Origin of the sequence: Verrucosispora sp. WMMD703 (genome assembly GCF_049178935.1) — a bacterium.
Taxonomy (GTDB): domain Bacteria; phylum Actinomycetota; class Actinomycetes; order Mycobacteriales; family Micromonosporaceae; genus Micromonospora; species Micromonospora sediminimaris.
Window position 1 is genome coordinate 4419197 of sequence record NZ_JBMHMM010000004.1, and the last position, 16399, is coordinate 4435595.

Sequence of the window (16399 nt, forward strand, 5' to 3'; positions counted from 1 at the left end):
CTCCTGGTGAGTGTTCGGATCGGGCGCCCTGTGCGCCGATCCACGGAGCCGACGACGACTCGTCGGAGCCTGCGGTGGACTGGCTGACGGTCACTCCTTGACGCCGATGCTGTTGACCGGCGGGGTCCGCAGGAGTGCGCTGATGGGAGCGATGGTGGTGACCAGCGCGAGCAGCGTGGTACCGCCGATGATCGAGACCCAGCCGAGCGGCGGGACGTAGGGGATCAGCTGTCCGGTCATCATCCGGACCACCGAGACCAACGTGACGGCGGCGATGGCTCCACCGATGAGCAGCGACGTGCCGAGCAGGCCGACCTGTTCGGCGTGCACCATCCGCTTGACCTGACGGGTCGTGACACCGACCAGGCGCAGTAGGGCCAGTTCACGGCCCCGGGTCAGCGCGGCCATGATCATGGTGTTGGCGGCAGCGAGGGCGGCGTAGCCGACCATGACGCCGATGACCAGCTTGTTCATCCAGGCGCTGAGCGCCAGGTCGGTGGCGAGCTGGGCGCCGACGGCTCCGGTGTCGACCAGGCCGCTGCCCGGGTACCGCTCGACCAGGCCGGCAAGCCCGGCGTCGGCCTCGGCGTCGCTTGGTTCGGTGCGGATCAGAACCTCGTCGTCGAGGTTGGTCGAGGTGTGGCCGTCAACCGTCTCCCGGTTGAGGGTCACGTCCCCGAAGGCGAGCCCGCGTTCGTAGACGGCGACCAGCCGCAGCGTCACCGGGGTGCCGTCGCCGAGCCAGATCTCGACCTGGTCGCCGAGTTCCGCCCCCTGGGTGGAAGCCTGCAGAGTCGACAGCGCCACGGTGTCGCCACGCAGGTCGGCGAGGCTGCCCTCGGTGACCGACAGGTCCATGGTCCGGTCGGCCCCGTCCGGGTCGATAGCCTGGGCACCGACAGGTTCGATGCCCCCCATCACCGGCACGATCACCGAGGTACGCCGGATCGGTGTGGCGGCGACGACGCCGGGCAACTCGCGGGCGTCCGCTGCGGCGCTCGCCGGCAGCCCGACCGCCGACACCAGCGAGTGCTGGGCCAGCAGCCCGTCGCGGGTCTGGGCGACGGCCTCCCGGTCCAGGTTGTCCTGCAGGAACCAGATCGAGCCGCCGAAGCCGACCGACAGCACCAGCGCGGTCAGCACCGTCGCCATACCCTGCGCGTTCGCCCGCAGGTTGGCCGCCGCCAGGTATCCACTGTCGCCCCACACAGCGCGCAGCACCGGGCCGAGTACCTGTGCGGCGTACCGGTTGATCCACGGCGCGAGCAGTGCGGCGGCGAGGACGAAGACGAACAGCATGCCCAGCGCCGCGCCGAGTCCGGCCTGGCCACGGAGGGCGGTGGTGAACATGGTCAACGTGACGCCGCCGCCGAGTGCGATCAGACCGGCGAAGAGCCGGAGGAGGCTGCTGCGGGCCGGCTCCACGGCGATCTCACCGAGCGCCTCGGTCGGCCGGATCCGCAGCGTGCGACGGGCCGCGATCAGCGCCGCCGAGACCGCCACCAGCACGGTCGCCACGCTGACCGCCACCGCGGTGAGCACCCCGCCGTCGAACGGGAAGCCGTGGGGGATGAAGCCGCGGTCCATGAGCTGTCGGTGCGCCCAGTCGGTCGCCCACAGGCCGGCGGGGATGCCGATCGCCGCCGCGACGATGGCCAGCTGCGCGACCTCGGCGACGACCAGCAGCCGTACCTGTCCCGGGGTCGCCGCGACGGCGCGCAACAGGGCCAGGTCGCGGCGGCGGTGGCGGACCGCCAGGCCGATCGTTCCGGCGACGACGAACAGGACGAGCCCGGCGACGTAGCCACCGAGTACCGAACCGAGTTGGATCAGCATGTCGGCCGCCATGAGCGCCTCGGACTGTTCGACTCCGGCCCGTTCGGTGCCCGTGTAGACCGTCGCGCCGGAGTCGGCGGCCAGCCGGTCGACCTCGGCCGTCACGGCCGCCGAGTCCGCGCCGGCGGCCAGGACGATCCCGATCAGTCCGGCCCGGTCCGGGCTGCCACTGAGCGCCGCGGCGTGTTCGTCGGTGAAGAACAACGCGGACGGGGTGTCACCGGCGGCGGTACGGTCCACGATGCCGCTGATCCGGTACTGGTTGACCGAGCCGGCGGCGAGGACCGTGATCTGGTCGCCGGGCCGCAGCTGGGCGCCGGCTGCCGAGGCGAGCCGGCCGTCGATGGCGACTTCGTCGGTGGTGTCCGGCTGGTTGCCGTCGACGATCCGGTACGGGGTGAGCGCGGCGCTGCTCCAACCGTGCGCGACCGCCCCCTGTGCGGAGTCGTCGATCGGCACGACCGCCTGGATCGAACGGTCGGCGGCGGCGACCGCCACACCGGGCAGCTGCCCGATGCGTTCGGCGAGGGTGACCGGCACGCTTCCGCCGGTGGGCAGGTCCACGGTGACCGCGGACGTCTCCCCGAACTCGGTGGTCTCGATGGTCATGTCGCGATCCGCGACCAGGATGTCGGCGGCGCCGTACCGCTGGGGTGCGGGGGTGAACCGCATCCCGGACTCGACCATCACGCCCATCGACATGAGGATGATGACGCCGCAGGTGAGCGCGACGAGGGTGGCGACCGCGCTGCCGATGCGGTGGCGCAGCATCCGGAGGGCGAGCATCAGCATGGCTCAGCTCTCCTGGGTGACGAGCTGGCGGCGGCCGAGCCACGCCAACTGCTCGGCGATCTGCTCCGCACCCGGCTGGGGCATGTCCCGCACGATCCGACCGTCGGCCAGGACCATCACCCGGTCGGCGTACGAGGCCGCCACCGGATCGTGGGTCACCATGATCACCGTCTGCTGCGCGTCGTCGACCACCGACCGCAGCAGGGCCAGCACGTCGGCGGCGGTCTGGGTGTCCAGCGCGCCGGTCGGCTCGTCACAGAAGATCACCTCGGGGCGCATCGCGAGCGCCCGGGCGATCGCCACCCGCTGCTGCTGCCCGCCGGACAACTCGGCCGGGCGGTGGTGCAACCGGTCGCCGAGCCCGACCCGCTCGACCACCTGACGCAGCCAGGCGGCGTCCGGGCGTACCCCGGACAGCCGCAGCGGCAGGTGGATGTTCTCCTCGACGGTCAGCGCGCCGATCAGATTGAAGGCCTGGAAGACGAAGCCGATCCGGCTGCGCCGCAGCTTGGTCAGCTTCGTCTCCGACAGCCGCGACAGCTCCTGGTCACCGATCCACACCTGCCCGGAAGAGGGCCGGTCCAGGCCGGCTGCGGTCTGCAGCAGGGTGCTCTTGCCGGAACCGGACGGCCCCATCACCGCCGTGAACGTGCCGCGGTGGAACTCCGCGTCGACGCCGGCGAGCGCGGTGACGGCCTGCGGTCCGGAACCATACGTACGGGCGAGCTGTATCACGCGGACCGCCGGGTCGGCGGGGCGTCCAACGCGGACGGACATCTGGACCAACCTCTCCATGTCGTCAGAGGACGATGACATGGAGAACGCTATGGTCAGACGGGTTGTCGGACGATCTAGCGTACTGGCCAACCGGGGTACAGCAGGCTGTACCAATCGCGCGTCGCCAGCTTCACCAACTGCGGCGCTGGGCGTCCTCGAGGTAGCGCAGCACCGCCGTCACCCGCCGGTCGGCGCGGTCGTCCGGGGTGAGACCGAGCTTGGCGAAAATGCTGCGGATGTGCTTGTGCACGGCCCCGTCGGTGACGAACAGCCGTTGCGCGATCGCCCCGTTGCCGAGCCCTTCAGCCATCAGGGCAAGCACGTCGCGTTCCCGGGCGCTGAGCCGGCTCAGGGTGCTGTCGGGACGGCTGCGGGCGAACAACTGGCCGACCACCTCCGGGTCGATCGCCGTACCGCCTTCGGCGACCCGGTGCAGTGCGGTGAGGAACTCCTCGACCCGGCCGACCCGCTCCTTCAGCAGGTAGCCGAGCCGGACCGCGCCGCCGGCGAGCAGGTCGGTGGCGAATGCCTGCTCGACGTACGCCGACAGGACCAGCACCGCGAGGTCGGGTCGACGACGCCGGGCCTCGACGGCGGCCACGATGCCCTCGTCGGTGTGGGTGGGCGGCATCCGGACGTCGACGATCGCGACGTCCGGCCGGAACTCGTCGACGGCGGCCAGGAAGGTCGTCGGTGAGTCGGTGGTGGCGACCACGTCGAGCCCCTCGGCCCGCAGCAACAGCGACAGACCTTCCCGCAGCAGGGCGTCGTCCTCGGCGATCACGATCCGCATGGCAGCTCCACGAGTAGGGTCGTCGGCCCACCGGGTGGGCTGGTCAGAGTGAACCGGCCGTCGTGGCCCTGCACCCGCCGCCGGATGCCGCCGATGCCCGAGCCGTGGCCCTCGTCGGCACCGCCCCGGCCGTCGTCGACGACCGACACGTACAGCCGGTCGATACTGCGCCGCACGGTGACCGCCGCCGAGGCGGCACCACTGTGCCGGGCGACGTTTGTCAACGCCTCCGCGACCACGAAATACGCCGTCGCCTCGACCGACGCGGCGCATCGGCCCGGGACGTCGACCTCCACCGTGCACGGCACCCCGCAGCCGGCGGCCAGTCCGTCGAGCGCGGCGGCGAGCCCACGGTCGTCGAGCACCGGGGGCAGAATCCCGCGTACGACGCTGCGCAGCTCCGCGAGGGCCAGTTCGGCCGAGTCGTGCGCGCGGTCCAGGATCTCCACCGCCCGCGCCGGATCCCGGAGCATCGCCCGCCGCGCGGCACCCAGCAGCACGGTGACCGCGACCAGCCGGTTCTGCGCCCCGTCGTGCAGGGACCGCTCGATGCGCCGCAGCTCGACGGCGTGCGCGTCCAGCGCAGCCGCCCGGGTGGCGGTCAGCTCGGCGATCCGCAGCGACATGTCGACGTCGCGCGGGGGTGCCAGCAACCGTCGCCCCGGCAGCGCCTGCAGCCCGGCCAGCGGCGGGTTGAGCGCCACGGTCGCGGCGAGCCAGCCGACCCCGATCAGCCCCACCAGCAGCGCGTCGGGGAGCCCGTCGATCCGCCAGTCGATGAAACCCGGGCCGCCCGCCTCCGGCGGCAGCACCCAGTAGTAGAGCGGGAACAGCAGGTTCTGCACGGCGGAGATCGGCAGCGACAACCCGAGCACACCCAGCCCGAACCCGACGGTGCCGTGGATGCCCACGAACGCGCACTCACGCCGAAACCACGGATCGCGCAGGACGTCGCGCAGGCTGGTGGGGACCGCCGGCGGCAGGGGCAGATCGCGGTCCCATCGCGACAGCCGGGCCCGCTCCCGGTTGGCGGCGAGCCGGACCGCCTTCGCCACCGACGAGACCATCGCCAGGCCGACGCCGACCACGCTGGCGAGCGCCACCAGGACCAGGAGCAGTACGGCCGCCAGCGCCAGGATCGACGTGCCGAGGCCGCCGACGAGGTGTTCGATGGCGTCGACAGACATTCGTAGGCGGCGACGCAGGTATCGCCGCGCCGCCCGCCAGAGCTGCGGGCCCAGACGTCCCACAGCGGCCGAAGCGCCAGCGGCGTCCCTGCGCGGCATCCCGTACCTCCCGGCAGAGACCATAGCGACGCAAGGTCGGCTCCGGCGTGCCGCGGCCCAGAAAGTACAGCCTGCTGTACCAGTCCTGTGGGTGCCCTTGAGACTTGCAGCTGACGCATGGGTCAGGGTTTACGGTCGCGCTCCACCGACCGAGCAAGGAGCGTCACGTGCCTTCACTGCCTTCCACCCATCGTCAGGTTCAGTTGCTCACGACTCCGGACGGCCTGCCGCGCCCGGAAGACTTCACACTCGTTGAGGTCCCGGTGCCACCCCGCTCGTCCGGCGAGGTTCTGGTCCGCAACCGTGCCTTCCTGGTCTCCGCGGCCCTGCTCCGGACCCTCATCGGCGCGGCCGCGGCGGGACTGCCCGGTCCGCGACCAGGCGATCCGCTGCCCGGCGCCGCGATCGGCGAGGTCGTCGCCGCCCCTGACTCCAGCGGCCTGCGTCCGGGCGAGTTGGTCGGGCACGACCTCGGCTGGCGCGAGTACGCGGTCGTCCCGGTCGATCAGTGCCGTCGGCTCGGAGACTCGCTACCGGATCCGCTGGCTCACCTGTCGCAGGGCTGGACCGCGTACGCGGCGCTGACCCGCACCGCCGCCGTTCGTGCCGGCGACACGGTGCTCATCACCGGCGCCGCCGGTGCCGTCGGTTCCCTCGCCGGCCAGATCGCCCGTCGTCTCGGCGCGGCCAGAGTCATCGGTACCACTGGCTCACCGGCGAAGGCCCGCCTCCTGACCACCGAACTCGGCTACGACGCGGTCGTCGTACGCGGAGCGGAACCGATCACCACGCAGCTCGCCGACGCCGCTCCCGACGGCATCGACGTGGCGCTCGACACCGTCGGCGGCGAACAACTTCAGGCGGCGGTGCACGCCGCCCGGCCCCACGCGCGCATCGTGCTGATCGGCGCGTTGTCGGCGCAACTCGCCGCCGAGGGCGCTGGCACGACCGCGCCGCTGGAACTGGACCTCGCGCCCATCGTGCTCAAGCGAATCAGCATGCGCGGGTTCAACGCCGCCGACCACCCCGACGCGCTCGCCGAATGGACGCAGCGGTTCGGCGACTGGCTACAGGCTGGCAGCATCCGGTTTCCGCATACCCGCATCCATGGAATCGACCGGGCCGTCCAAGCGTTCCAGGAGGTCGTCGAGGGACGGCATGTCGGCGCCGTCCTCGTAGCGCTCTGACACTCGGGAGGCACGATGCGTATCGGTAACGCCGCAGCGGCAGCGGGAACCACACCGCGGGCGTTACGCTTCTACGAACAGCGGGGACTGCTGGCGCCACCGATACGCACTCGCACCGGGCAACGGACCTACAGCAATGCCGACGTGGCCCGAGTGAAGATCATCCGCGAGTTGCTGTCGCTCGGCTTGACCGTCGACGACATCGCCACGCTCAGCGCCCATCTTCATCTGCTCGACGGCGACACTCTGCCCGAACACACCGTGCCCGACCACATCCGGCTGCCACAGGCGAGCGAAATGTTCCGCCGCCGGCTGGAGATCATCGACGAGCACATCGCCCGACTGACCCGACTGCGGCAACTGCTGTCCGTCTGCCACGCTCAGTTGGCCGAGAAAGCGCCGCCCGCGACGGCAGACACCCTCGGTCGGACCAGTGACGGCCGCGCTCCGGGTCGGGCCGGGACGATTCGGTGATCCGCCGGGACGGGTGCTCACCGGCGGGCCCCGAGAACGGCGTGGGTGACCACGCCGACGACGGCGATGGTCGCGGCGCAGGCAGCGGCCGAGGCGGTGGCGGCCGGCTGCAGCATCCAGGTCAGGATCTCCTGGTAGAGGTGCCCGCTCGCCGGCCCGGACAGGATCACCACGAGTGTCCACCCGACCGGGAGAAGCCAGGCCCACTGCGCACCCCAGACTGCTCCGACGGCGAGGAGCCCACCGAGCCCGGTGGTGTTCCTGATCATCAGCGCCGCCGTCGCCAGCGGTTCACCGGTCAGCGCCGGCGCCGCGGCGATGAGCGTCGCGGTGGCCATCACCGCCAGGATGTGCGCGGCGCGCCGCGGCGGCCACGGCAGGGACGCCGTCCGCTCCAACGCGGGATCGGCGCCGGCGAGCCCGGGCCCGAACGCGACGACGGCGACGAGCGTCGACAACAACGCGACCGCGAGCCTGAGTCGCGGCTCCTCGGCCGTCTGGCCCAGCCCCCACAACACGAGTACGCCGGCCGCCGCCGCCCCGGCGGCGGCCGGGACGCCCCGGCACCGCAGGTACAACGTGAGCCATCTCATGGGTGGTCACCGACCAGAAGGTCGAGCAAATTCACCTCGGTGCAGGCCAGCGCCGCCCTCCGCAGCGCGGCGACGCGGTCCCGCTGCTCGGCCGCCGGGAACGCGCGAAGTGCCTGCCACGCCTGGCGTGCCGCGTCGCCGTCCGGGCCGTCCGGTGGCGCACTGTCGGCCAGCCAGGCGGCCGCGGCCAGCCGAGCGACGCGGTTCGCCCGGGCCGCGTCGGGTTTTCCGATGGTGTACGCACACGGCCGGGTGCCCGCCCCGTCGAGGAGACGCCACCGCAACTCGTCGGGGGTTGCCTTCACGCCACCCCAGGGCGCGAGCTCGAGTTCCACGAGCAGCACATCCCTCGGTCGCGGGGTCGGCTGGTTCTCGTACCAGGATTCGGGTGTTTCGTGGACCGAGGTCGGTGCCTGCGGGAGCTTCGCCGACATCGTCGCGAGCGCCTGCCGCGCCGGATCCCGCAGCTCCGCCAGAGCGCTGGCGTGAACCCGGGTGACACACACCTCGGGCCCCGGTCCGGCGGTGCAGACCAGCGCGACCGCCGCCGCATCGGGCACCGGCAGCCGCTGCCGGCCGTCGGGAAGTACCGCCAGGGCCACCACGGCCGCCACCACGGCGGGCAGTGCCGCCACCATCCGGGCGGTCCGGGTGGCGCAGAGGAAGCCGGCGAGCGCGCTCGCTGCCAGGCCGACCAGCCAGACAGTGTGGGCGACGCTGACTCTGCCCAGCACCGTCACGAAGTCGCCCCAGAACCCGAACGGTGACGGCGTCAGCAGATGAACGATCTTCGGCACGTGGGCGTACCCCCGGTCGGTGATGGCGACGAGCGCCACGGTGGCACCGACGACGGCGGTGACGGGTGGGGTCAGGCGGAACGGGGCGAGTGCCCCGACGGTCATGCCCAGCCAGACGCCGGACACCATCCACAGCACACCGACACCGGCTATCACGATGGACTGCCCCGGCAGATAGCTCGCATACGCCGCGACCTGGACCGCGCCGCCGAGATACATCAGGACGTAGCCGGCGGCCCCGGCGAGCGCCATCGCCGTGGCTGCCGGCAGCACCCGCTGCCACCGCGGACGGGCGGTCGCCGCGACCAGTTCCTCGGTGCGGCAGCGGCGGTCGCGGCCGGCCTGCCACGCGCCCAGGCCCAGCGCCATGGGCCAGAGGATGAACAGAAACTCCCGCTGCCAGAGCGCCAGCAGCATCCAGCGTCCCCCCCAACCGTCCAGCGCGACGTAGAGCAGGGCGGCGCCGACCAGCGCGGCGCCCAGGGCCGTCCAGGGCGCCACCGACCGATGGATCTCGATGCGCAGGATCCGGCCGGTCATGCGGTGTGCTCCCCCGCCGCGCGGTGCCGGCGCAACAGCTCGGTGTACCCGCGTTCGGCCGAACTGTCGCCCACCCCCTCGCGGCCCAGCTCCACCAGATCCGCCGGACCACCGTGGAACACCAGCCGACCGGCATCCATCAGCACCACGTTCGTGCAGGCAGCGACCACGTCCTCCACCAGGTGGGTGGAGACGACGACACAGGTGTGCTCGCCCAGCTCGCGCAGCAGCGAGCGGAAGGCCAGCCGCTGCTCGGGATCGAGACCTACCGTGGGCTCGTCCAGCAGCAGGATCTCCGGATCGTTGACGATCGCCTGCGCGATGCCGGCTCGCCGTACCATCCCACCGGACAGCGTCTTCAGACGTGAGTCGCCACGCTCGGCCAGGCCCACACGTTCCAACGCACGCTGCACCGCGTCCGGGATGTCGTGCGCCGGCACCTCCTTCAGCCAGGCAAGGTATTCGACGAACTCCCGCACCGTGAACCGGCCGTAGAACCCGAATTCCTGCGGAAGGTAGCCGATCGACCGGCGCAACGTCCGCAGGTCGGATCGTGCGTGCACGGGGTGACCGAGTAGTTCGAGCACGCCGCCGGCCGGGCGCGACACGGTCGCGAGCGCCCGCATCAGCGTCGTCTTGCCGGCTCCGTTGGGCCCGAGCAGCCCGTGCACGCCGTTGCCCATCGAGAGGTCGAGGCCATCGACGGCCAGGCGTCTGCCCGCTCGCACCCGAAGCTCCACCGCCCGGATCGCCCACGCGTATGTCGTCGGCGCCAGGAGGGCGGCACTGATCCCTTTCCTCATTCCGTACCTTCTTCTCATCGGAGCTCCGCGTAACCACTGCGACGAGGCAGGAGGACGAGAGCCACCACCACGGTCAGCGCCGCCCAGCCCGGCAGGGCGGCCTCGGTCAGCAGTACCGGCAGCCGGGCGGTGACGATGCTCGGCCCGACGACCACCGTGGCCCAGAGCAACGCCAGGCCCCACGCCGCCCTCGGCAGACCGACCACCTTGCCGAGCGCCAGCGCACCCGCCGTGAACGCCAGGCAGGGCATCAACCAGCGCGCCGGGGATGCGCCGACCATCCAACCGGCCACCGTCAGCACCGGGATCACCACCACGAGCACGACCAGGGTTCGTCGCAGCACCATCCCGAGGCCGGCCCGGGCGGTCGCGACGACCAGTTCGTGGGCCGGATCGAGCCGCCCGGTCCAGGCGGTGGCGACCCCGAGGAGCGGCGCGACCGGCGCCAGGAGCACCACCAGCGACGGCGGTGCCACGCCCCGGCCGGCGACCGCCAGGTCGAACCCGAGTGCGACCAGCACCACCAGCACCGTCGTCACGAGCCAGGGAACGAGCACCGGCGTCACCCACCGGGCGGACCGCGCAGGCATCCACCGGCGCCGGACAGTCGCCGGCTCGGCGGCGGACATCGCAGCTTCCACCTTCACCCAGACGGTGGCCAGCAGCGCCATCGAATCACCGTCGCTGGCGTCCGCCAGCCGGCTCCGACAGTCGGCACACTGCTCCAGGTGCGTCTCCATCGCCCACAGGACGTCCGCTGCGATGCCCGGATCACCGGCGGCATAGCGGCCCAATGCCCGGACCGGGATGTGTGCGTTCACGACAACGCCTCCCGCAGTGCCAGTCGCGCACGACGGGCGCGAGTCTTCACGGTTCCCTCCGGAAGGCCGAGCATGAGCGCGGTCTCCCGGACCGAAAGTCCGTCCAACACCAGAGCGTGCAGCACCTGGCGCAGCTCCGGTGCCAGCCGGCGCAGCGCATCACCCATGTCGTCGCCGATCGCGCTGGCCAACACCACGTCCTCCGCCGCCGGCGAGTCCTCCAGGGCCAGCGGCAGCGGTACCGCCTGGGATTCCCTCGCGCGTCGCCGAAATCCGTCGACGAGCCGCCGCGCGGCGATCGACCACAGCCAGCCGACCGCGCTACCGGCACTCATACCCGCGTAGGAGTCGGCGGCCCGCCACACCGCGAGATACGTCTCCTGGATGACATCAGCGATCAGGTCGTCGTCCGCGCAGCGACGGCGGAGACGAAAGAGCAACCACGGAGACGTCCGGCGGTACAGTTCGTCGAACGCCGCGCCGTCGCCACGCGCGATCCGCCGCAGCAACTCCCCTTCGTCTTGCCTCACGTCCATACAGACGCCAACCGCCAAGATCAGGTTCTCGTCGCCGATGATTCCACAACTCGGCTGCTGGTAAGCCAGGCGGCGTGCCGGCGGCCCGATCTTTGCGGTCTGTGGATTCGGCAGTCGAGGCCCCGGCACCAGAGACAACCCGGGGGGGACCTTCGCGTTGCAGGGCTGGCGTCATTGTTCAAGACGTCCGGTCGCTGCCGGCATAGCCTTCCCCGAAACAGTTTGGGAGATGGGACGAGGAGCCGGTGGACGAGTTCGCGAGCGCGGTCCTGATCGCAGCGGTGCGGCGCGCGCTCGCCGAGGAGGCGATCGCGGTCCCGGCGTACCCGTCGGGTGGTGCGCTGATGCCGCTCGATGCCAAACGCCGACTCCTGGAAGGCGTAGCGCAGGCCCACGGACTGCTGCCACTGCTGCGCGTGGGCCTGTTCCTGCCGCGGCTGCCGCCGGATCCGGCCCTGTTGGCGCTCGCGGCAGCCAGGACCCCCGACGACCTCTTCGCACGGTGGGGCCGGCTGGAGCGTTTCACCCACTCGCGCCACCGGGTCGTGGTGCGCGAGGCGGGCCCGTCCCACCTCGTCGCCGAGCACGTCGGGCCGCCCGGAGCGCCGCCCGAGCCCGCCGAGGACGCGCTGATCCTCGGCGTGCTGACAGCGTTCCTGGCGGCGATCGGTGCGCGCGGGGTAACGGTCGCGCTCGATTCACGCCCGATGCTGGTCGTGTACGCCGACGGGGTCTTCACGGCCCCACCGCCCGGTCACGCCACCGCGGTCTGGCACTTCGCATGGTCGTCGCTTGCGCCGACGGCAAGGGCGGATCGGCCGCTCACCGGAACCGACGTGGCAGCCCGGGCCCGGCGTCTGCTCGCCGGCAACCTCGCCCACCGCTGGACGTTGGGTACCCTGGCCGCCGAGCTGGGCATGGCACCACGCAGCCTGCAACGCCGGCTGCAGGCCGAGGGCGGCTTCGCCGTGCTGCTCGCCGCCGCGCGCCGAGGCCGCCGCCGACCTCTTGATGAACGCCGGACACTCGCTCGGCGTGGTCGGTTTCGCCTGTGGCTACGCCGACCAACCACACTTCACCCGCGAGTTCCGACGCCGGACCGCCATGACGCCCGCAGCGTACCGGACGGCCTTCGCCCGCCCGACCTCCCAGCCTCACCTCGGCAACCGGGACCACCAATTGGCGCGAGTAAAGGAGGCGGGGCGATGAACCTCGCAGGCAGAACGATTCTTGTCACAGGCGGCGCCAGGGGCATCGGCCGAGAGCTCACTCGGCAACTGGTCGAACGTGGAGCACAGGTGGTGGCTGTCGGACGCGACTACGGCCAGCTCGCCGCGCTGGAGGCCGAGCACCGCGGCCGTGTCCACCCCTGGACGGTCGACCTGGCAAACCCCGACGCGGTCGATGCCTTCATCGGCGAGGTCACCGACCGACACCCCGCTCTCTCGGTGGTGATCAACAATGCCGGTGTGCAGACACTCACCGACTTCCTCGGCGCCGACCCGCATTCCCTGCGGCCGGCCGTGCGTCGCGAGGTCGCCGTCAATCTCGACGCCGTCATCGCGCTGTCCACCGGCCTGTTGCCACACCTGGGCCGGCAGCCCTCCGCAGCGATCGTGAACGTCTCCACCGGGCTGGCACTGGCACCCAAACAATCGGCACCGGTGTACTGCGCGACCAAGGCGGGTGTGCGCACCTTCACCCGTGCGCTTCGCTACCAGTGCCAGGACGCAGCCCCGAACGTACGGGTGATCGATGCAGTCATGGCCCTCGTCGACACCGATATGACGCACGGGCGTGGCCGCGGCAAGATCAGCGCCAGTCAGGCGGCGGCTGCGGTCCTCGACGGCATGCGCCGCGGCGGCGACGAGATCTACGTCGGTAGGACCAAGCTGCTACGCACGATCATGCGGCTCTCACCCACGCTCGGCTACCGCGTCCTACGCAACGGCTGACCGGCCGCCGGACCCGCTAGGCGACCGGCCAGCCCATCGCCTCCCCCGCTGGCGAGCCCTGCAACGCCCTACCGCTGACCGCCCCGACCAGTCCTTGCCGGCTGCCGGTAGGCGTTACGGGTGGGCTTGATCCTCGCTTTCATGAGACGCCTCACCCCCTGCAGAGCGTCCTAGGACATCAGCGTCTCAAGGCTCCATGGCGCGCGTCGAACGTTCGGTGTCGATCGTGGCGAGTCTCGCGCATACCTTGGCTGCCCGTCGCTCCAGCCGGGTTTGCACGTGCGGGCCGTGCGCGGTGGAGGCGGTTCGCGCTGCCGTGCTGCCCGTGTCTTCCGGCTCGACGGCCGGCTGCCCACAATCCTGCAACAAACCTGCACATCGCTGGGCTTGTCATCCCGGCAAGCGCTTTCCTAGCCTGGCATTACATCGATGTTTCGCTCTATAGCCAGGCTGACGACATGAACATGTAGCCACCCTGCGGTGTCGGGCTGTGCAGGAGACGCCTTGCACCGTGCTCACTCCCCGAGGAGACGAACAGTGAGAACTACCGTGCGACAAAGGCTGCTCGCCGGCGGCACCGCCGTGGCCGCCGCAGCCGCCGTTGCCTCGGCGCTGCCGGCGTCCCAAGCGTCCGGCTCGGCCGACGGATTCGCCGCCGCATCGGTGAGCGCCAACGCGACGAACCTCAGTCTCGGGGCCGGCGCCGACGGCTCCAGCAAGGCCAGCGGCACCAGCTACGGCAACGTGATCGACGGCGACATGGGCAGCTACTGGTCGCCGACCGGCACGACCGGTCGCATCTCCGTCAAGTGGGGCACCGCCACCACCGTGGCGTCGGTGAACATCCGGGAGGCGGCCGGCGCGGTAGGTGTCGTCGGCTCCTGGCGACTCGTCAACAACGACACCGGCGCCACCCTGGCCAGTGGCGCCGGGGCCGGGGTCATCAACTTCCCCGCCACCTCGCTGAGAAAGATCAACTTCGAGATCACCGGCGCAAGCGGCACGCCGAGGATCGCCGAGTTCGAGACGTACGCCTCAGGTGCCACGCCCGGGCCGACGACCCCGCCGCCGACGACCGGGCCGACCACCCCGCCACCGAGCACGCCCCCACCGACCAGCCCGCCCCCACCGTCGAGCGGCACGCTGTACGTGGCGCCGACCGGCACCGACAGCGCGGCCGGCACGCTTGCGAACCCGACGACGCTCACTTCCGCGATCACCCGGATTCCCACAGGCGGAACGATCCTCCTGCGCGGCGGCACCTACCGCTACTCGCAGACCATCACCATCGCCCAGGGCAACAACGGCACGTCGAGCGCACGCAAGAACATCTTCGCGTACGCGGGTGAGATCCCGATCCTGAACTTCTCGGCGCAGAGCGAGGACCCGGCCAACCGGGGCCTGGCGGTGGGCGGATCGTACTGGCACATCCGCGGCATCATCGTCGAGCGGGCCGGCGACAACGGCATCCTGCTGGCCGGCAACAACAACATCATCGAGCGTACGATCACCCGCCACAACCGGGACTCGGGGCTGCAACTCTCGCGGCTGATCGCAAACGCGCCCCGCGACCAGTGGCCCTCCAACAACCTCGTGGTGAGCACGGTGTCGCACGACAACGTCGACTCCGACGGCGAGGATGCCGACGGTTTCGCCCCGAAGCTGACCGTCGGTCCCGGCAACGTCTTCCGTTACACGGTGGCACACAACAACATCGATGACGGCTACGACCTCTACACCAAGAGCGACACCGGGGCCATCGGCGCGGTGACCATCGAGTCCTCCCTCGCCTACCACAACGGCACCTTGAGCAACGGCGGCCAGGCCGGCAACGGCGACCGCAACGGATTCAAGCTCGGCGGCGAGGACATCGCGGTGAACCACACCATCCGCGGCAACATCGCCTACGCCAACGGCAAGCACGGGTTCACCTACAACCGCAACCCCGGCACGATGACGGTGTCGAACAACGCCAACATCGGCAACGCCGAGCGCAACTTCAACTTCGACGGCGGCTCCTCGGTGTTCCGAAACAACACCTCGTGCAACGGCGGCTCGAACGACCGGATCATCGGCAACTCCGACAGCTCGAACCAGTTCTGGTCCGGCACCAACGGAACCCGGTGTTCGTCGTACACCGGCGCTCTGGGCTGGTCGTTCGCCTCCGACGGTCGACTGGTCGTGACCTTCGGCGGCCGAGTGGTCACTCCGTAACGAGCGCGGCCGATGCCGGCGTCACCGTCGAGGCGACGCCGGCATCGGCTCTGGTCCACCGGGGATCTGCAGCCGTTCGTAGACCGGGTGTGCCCCGCCGTCGGTTTCTCACGACGCGCGGGCGACGCCCGCCGCCGGGTACGGCCACAAGACGGAACTCCCGTGCCCCCGGCGGCGGGTCAGTGACAGCGGACGCTTCGTACTGATGGTCCGGCGCGACGGCAACGACTGCTGCATCGACGAAGGCAGCGTCAGCCGACCGTCTTCGCTTAGGAGGGAACCGTTTCCCGCAGGCTGAGGAGCTGTCAGGCGTCGTACCTGAAGTGTGCCGGCGGACCGCCCTCCGGGCAGGCGCGGCGGGGCGTCTGCGCACACTCGATCCAGTGGTCGCCGCCTGGGGGTACCTGGTAGGTCCGGGGTCCGGGCGCTGCGGTCGTGACAAAGCTCCGACCCCGGTTGGTCACCTCGACCCGCTTCCGTTTCCCAGCGACCACCAGGTCGAGTTCGATAGTCCACTCCACCGTGCCGGTGGTGGACGCGGTCAGGTCGAACACCTCGGTCTCGCCCTTAGCGAGGGTGAACCCGAACAGTGGCCTACGCCCCTCGATCAGGGTGCGGTAACGTGCGGCCGGCTGGGGTGCGTCCAGGTCCATCTCGACGTCCCGTGGTTCGACGGCTCCCTGCTGGCCGCCGCAGCGCAGTTGCACGCCGGCCGGTTCCGGAGTTTGGCTGCGCCGGATCACGCGAGCACGCAGGTTGTCGATGAGCACCCCCTGATCGCTGGCGCCCTGCACGACGACGCGCACCCGGCTCACCTTGTGATCGACAGCGCCGAGGGCGCGCGCCCAGTCGATCAGCGTCGCGCAGCCCACCGGTGGATCATCGGGGGGCCGGACGTCCTTCGGCAGCACCATGGCGAACTCAGCAGTGCCCCAGGTGTCCACGGTGGCTGGATTCGCCACGACATGTACCGCGACGACCTGCGGGTCCAGATG

Annotated in this window: 15 protein-coding genes; 5 read left to right on the top strand and 10 right to left on the bottom strand. The window is 71.0% G+C overall.

Annotated elements, in window-relative coordinates; translation table 11 throughout:
• Positions 1-90 precede the first annotated feature (90 nt).
• The 4 genes from ACN26Z_RS20710 to ACN26Z_RS20725 form a co-directional block, all read right to left on the bottom strand.
• Complete coding sequence (locus tag ACN26Z_RS20710) at positions 91-2628, bottom strand: FtsX-like permease family protein (protein ID WP_421462943.1); 2538 nt, start codon at positions 2626-2628, stop codon at positions 91-93.
• Positions 2629-2631: 3 nt separating this feature from the next.
• Positions 2632-3405 carry an ABC transporter ATP-binding protein gene (locus ACN26Z_RS20715; RefSeq protein WP_421462945.1) on the bottom strand — a complete coding sequence of 258 codons (774 nt, stop codon included), beginning with the start codon at positions 3403-3405 and terminating at the stop codon, positions 2632-2634.
• A gap of 130 nt (positions 3406-3535) precedes the next feature.
• Positions 3536-4198, bottom strand: a complete 663-nt coding sequence (locus ACN26Z_RS20720) for a response regulator (protein WP_421462947.1) — start codon at positions 4196-4198, stop codon at positions 3536-3538.
• Positions 4186-5484 carry a sensor histidine kinase gene (locus ACN26Z_RS20725; RefSeq protein WP_421462949.1) on the bottom strand — a complete coding sequence of 433 codons (1299 nt, stop codon included), beginning with the start codon at positions 5482-5484 and terminating at the stop codon, positions 4186-4188. The genes ACN26Z_RS20720 and ACN26Z_RS20725 overlap by 13 nt, the downstream gene beginning before the upstream one ends.
• A 167-nt stretch (positions 5485-5651) precedes the next feature.
• Here ACN26Z_RS20725 and ACN26Z_RS20730 point away from each other — a divergent pair, with 167 nt between their 5' ends.
• Both ACN26Z_RS20730 and ACN26Z_RS20735 read left to right on the top strand, forming a co-directional pair.
• The gene (locus ACN26Z_RS20730) at positions 5652-6671 is read left to right on the top strand and encodes an MDR family NADP-dependent oxidoreductase (protein WP_421462951.1); all 1020 of its coding nucleotides are present in this window, start codon (positions 5652-5654) and stop codon (positions 6669-6671) included.
• Between the two features lie 15 nt (positions 6672-6686).
• Positions 6687-7145, top strand: coding sequence for a MerR family transcriptional regulator (locus ACN26Z_RS20735; protein ID WP_421462952.1), 459 nt, complete (start codon positions 6687-6689; stop codon positions 7143-7145).
• Between the two features lie 17 nt (positions 7146-7162).
• Here the strand turns inward: ACN26Z_RS20735 and ACN26Z_RS20740 are convergent, their stop codons facing one another.
• From ACN26Z_RS20740 to ACN26Z_RS20760, 5 genes are read right to left on the bottom strand one after another with little or no spacing between them, the layout of a single operon-like run.
• Positions 7163-7738 carry a hypothetical protein gene (locus ACN26Z_RS20740; protein ID WP_421462954.1) on the bottom strand — a complete coding sequence of 192 codons (576 nt, stop codon included), beginning with the start codon at positions 7736-7738 and terminating at the stop codon, positions 7163-7165.
• Complete coding sequence (locus ACN26Z_RS20745; protein ID WP_421462956.1) at positions 7735-9075, bottom strand: hypothetical protein; 1341 nt, start codon at positions 9073-9075, stop codon at positions 7735-7737. Before ACN26Z_RS20745 ends, ACN26Z_RS20740 begins: the two co-directional genes overlap by 4 nt.
• The gene (locus ACN26Z_RS20750; protein WP_282237831.1) at positions 9072-9878 is read right to left on the bottom strand and encodes an ABC transporter ATP-binding protein; all 807 of its coding nucleotides are present in this window, start codon (positions 9876-9878) and stop codon (positions 9072-9074) included. Before ACN26Z_RS20750 ends, ACN26Z_RS20745 begins: the two co-directional genes overlap by 4 nt.
• A gap of 14 nt (positions 9879-9892) precedes the next feature.
• On the bottom strand, positions 9893-10699 hold the full coding sequence (locus ACN26Z_RS20755) for a zf-HC2 domain-containing protein (protein WP_421462958.1): 807 nt from the start codon (positions 10697-10699) through the stop codon (positions 9893-9895).
• Positions 10696-11229 (bottom strand): RNA polymerase sigma factor, encoded by a 534-nt coding sequence (locus tag ACN26Z_RS20760; protein ID WP_421462959.1) that lies wholly within the window; start codon positions 11227-11229, stop codon positions 10696-10698. The genes ACN26Z_RS20755 and ACN26Z_RS20760 overlap by 4 nt, the downstream gene beginning before the upstream one ends.
• A 1017-nt stretch (positions 11230-12246) precedes the next feature.
• Here ACN26Z_RS20760 and ACN26Z_RS20765 point away from each other — a divergent pair.
• The 3 genes from ACN26Z_RS20765 to ACN26Z_RS20775 all read left to right on the top strand — a co-directional run bounded on the left by ACN26Z_RS20765 (position 12247) and on the right by ACN26Z_RS20775 (position 15404).
• Positions 12247-12444, top strand: coding sequence for a helix-turn-helix domain-containing protein (locus ACN26Z_RS20765; RefSeq protein WP_421462960.1), 198 nt, complete (start codon positions 12247-12249; stop codon positions 12442-12444).
• Complete coding sequence (locus ACN26Z_RS20770) at positions 12441-13190, top strand: SDR family oxidoreductase (RefSeq protein ID WP_421462962.1); 750 nt, start codon at positions 12441-12443, stop codon at positions 13188-13190. Before ACN26Z_RS20765 ends, ACN26Z_RS20770 begins: the two co-directional genes overlap by 4 nt.
• A gap of 537 nt (positions 13191-13727) precedes the next feature.
• Complete coding sequence (locus ACN26Z_RS20775) at positions 13728-15404, top strand: cellulose-binding protein (protein ID WP_421462964.1); 1677 nt, start codon at positions 13728-13730, stop codon at positions 15402-15404.
• Positions 15405-15709: 305 nt separating this feature from the next.
• Here ACN26Z_RS20775 and ACN26Z_RS20780 read toward each other — a convergent pair whose 3' ends face one another.
• Entirely contained in the window at positions 15710-16366 is a 657-nt protein-coding gene (locus ACN26Z_RS20780; protein WP_421462966.1) for a hypothetical protein, read from the bottom strand.
• Positions 16367-16399 lie beyond the last annotated feature (33 nt).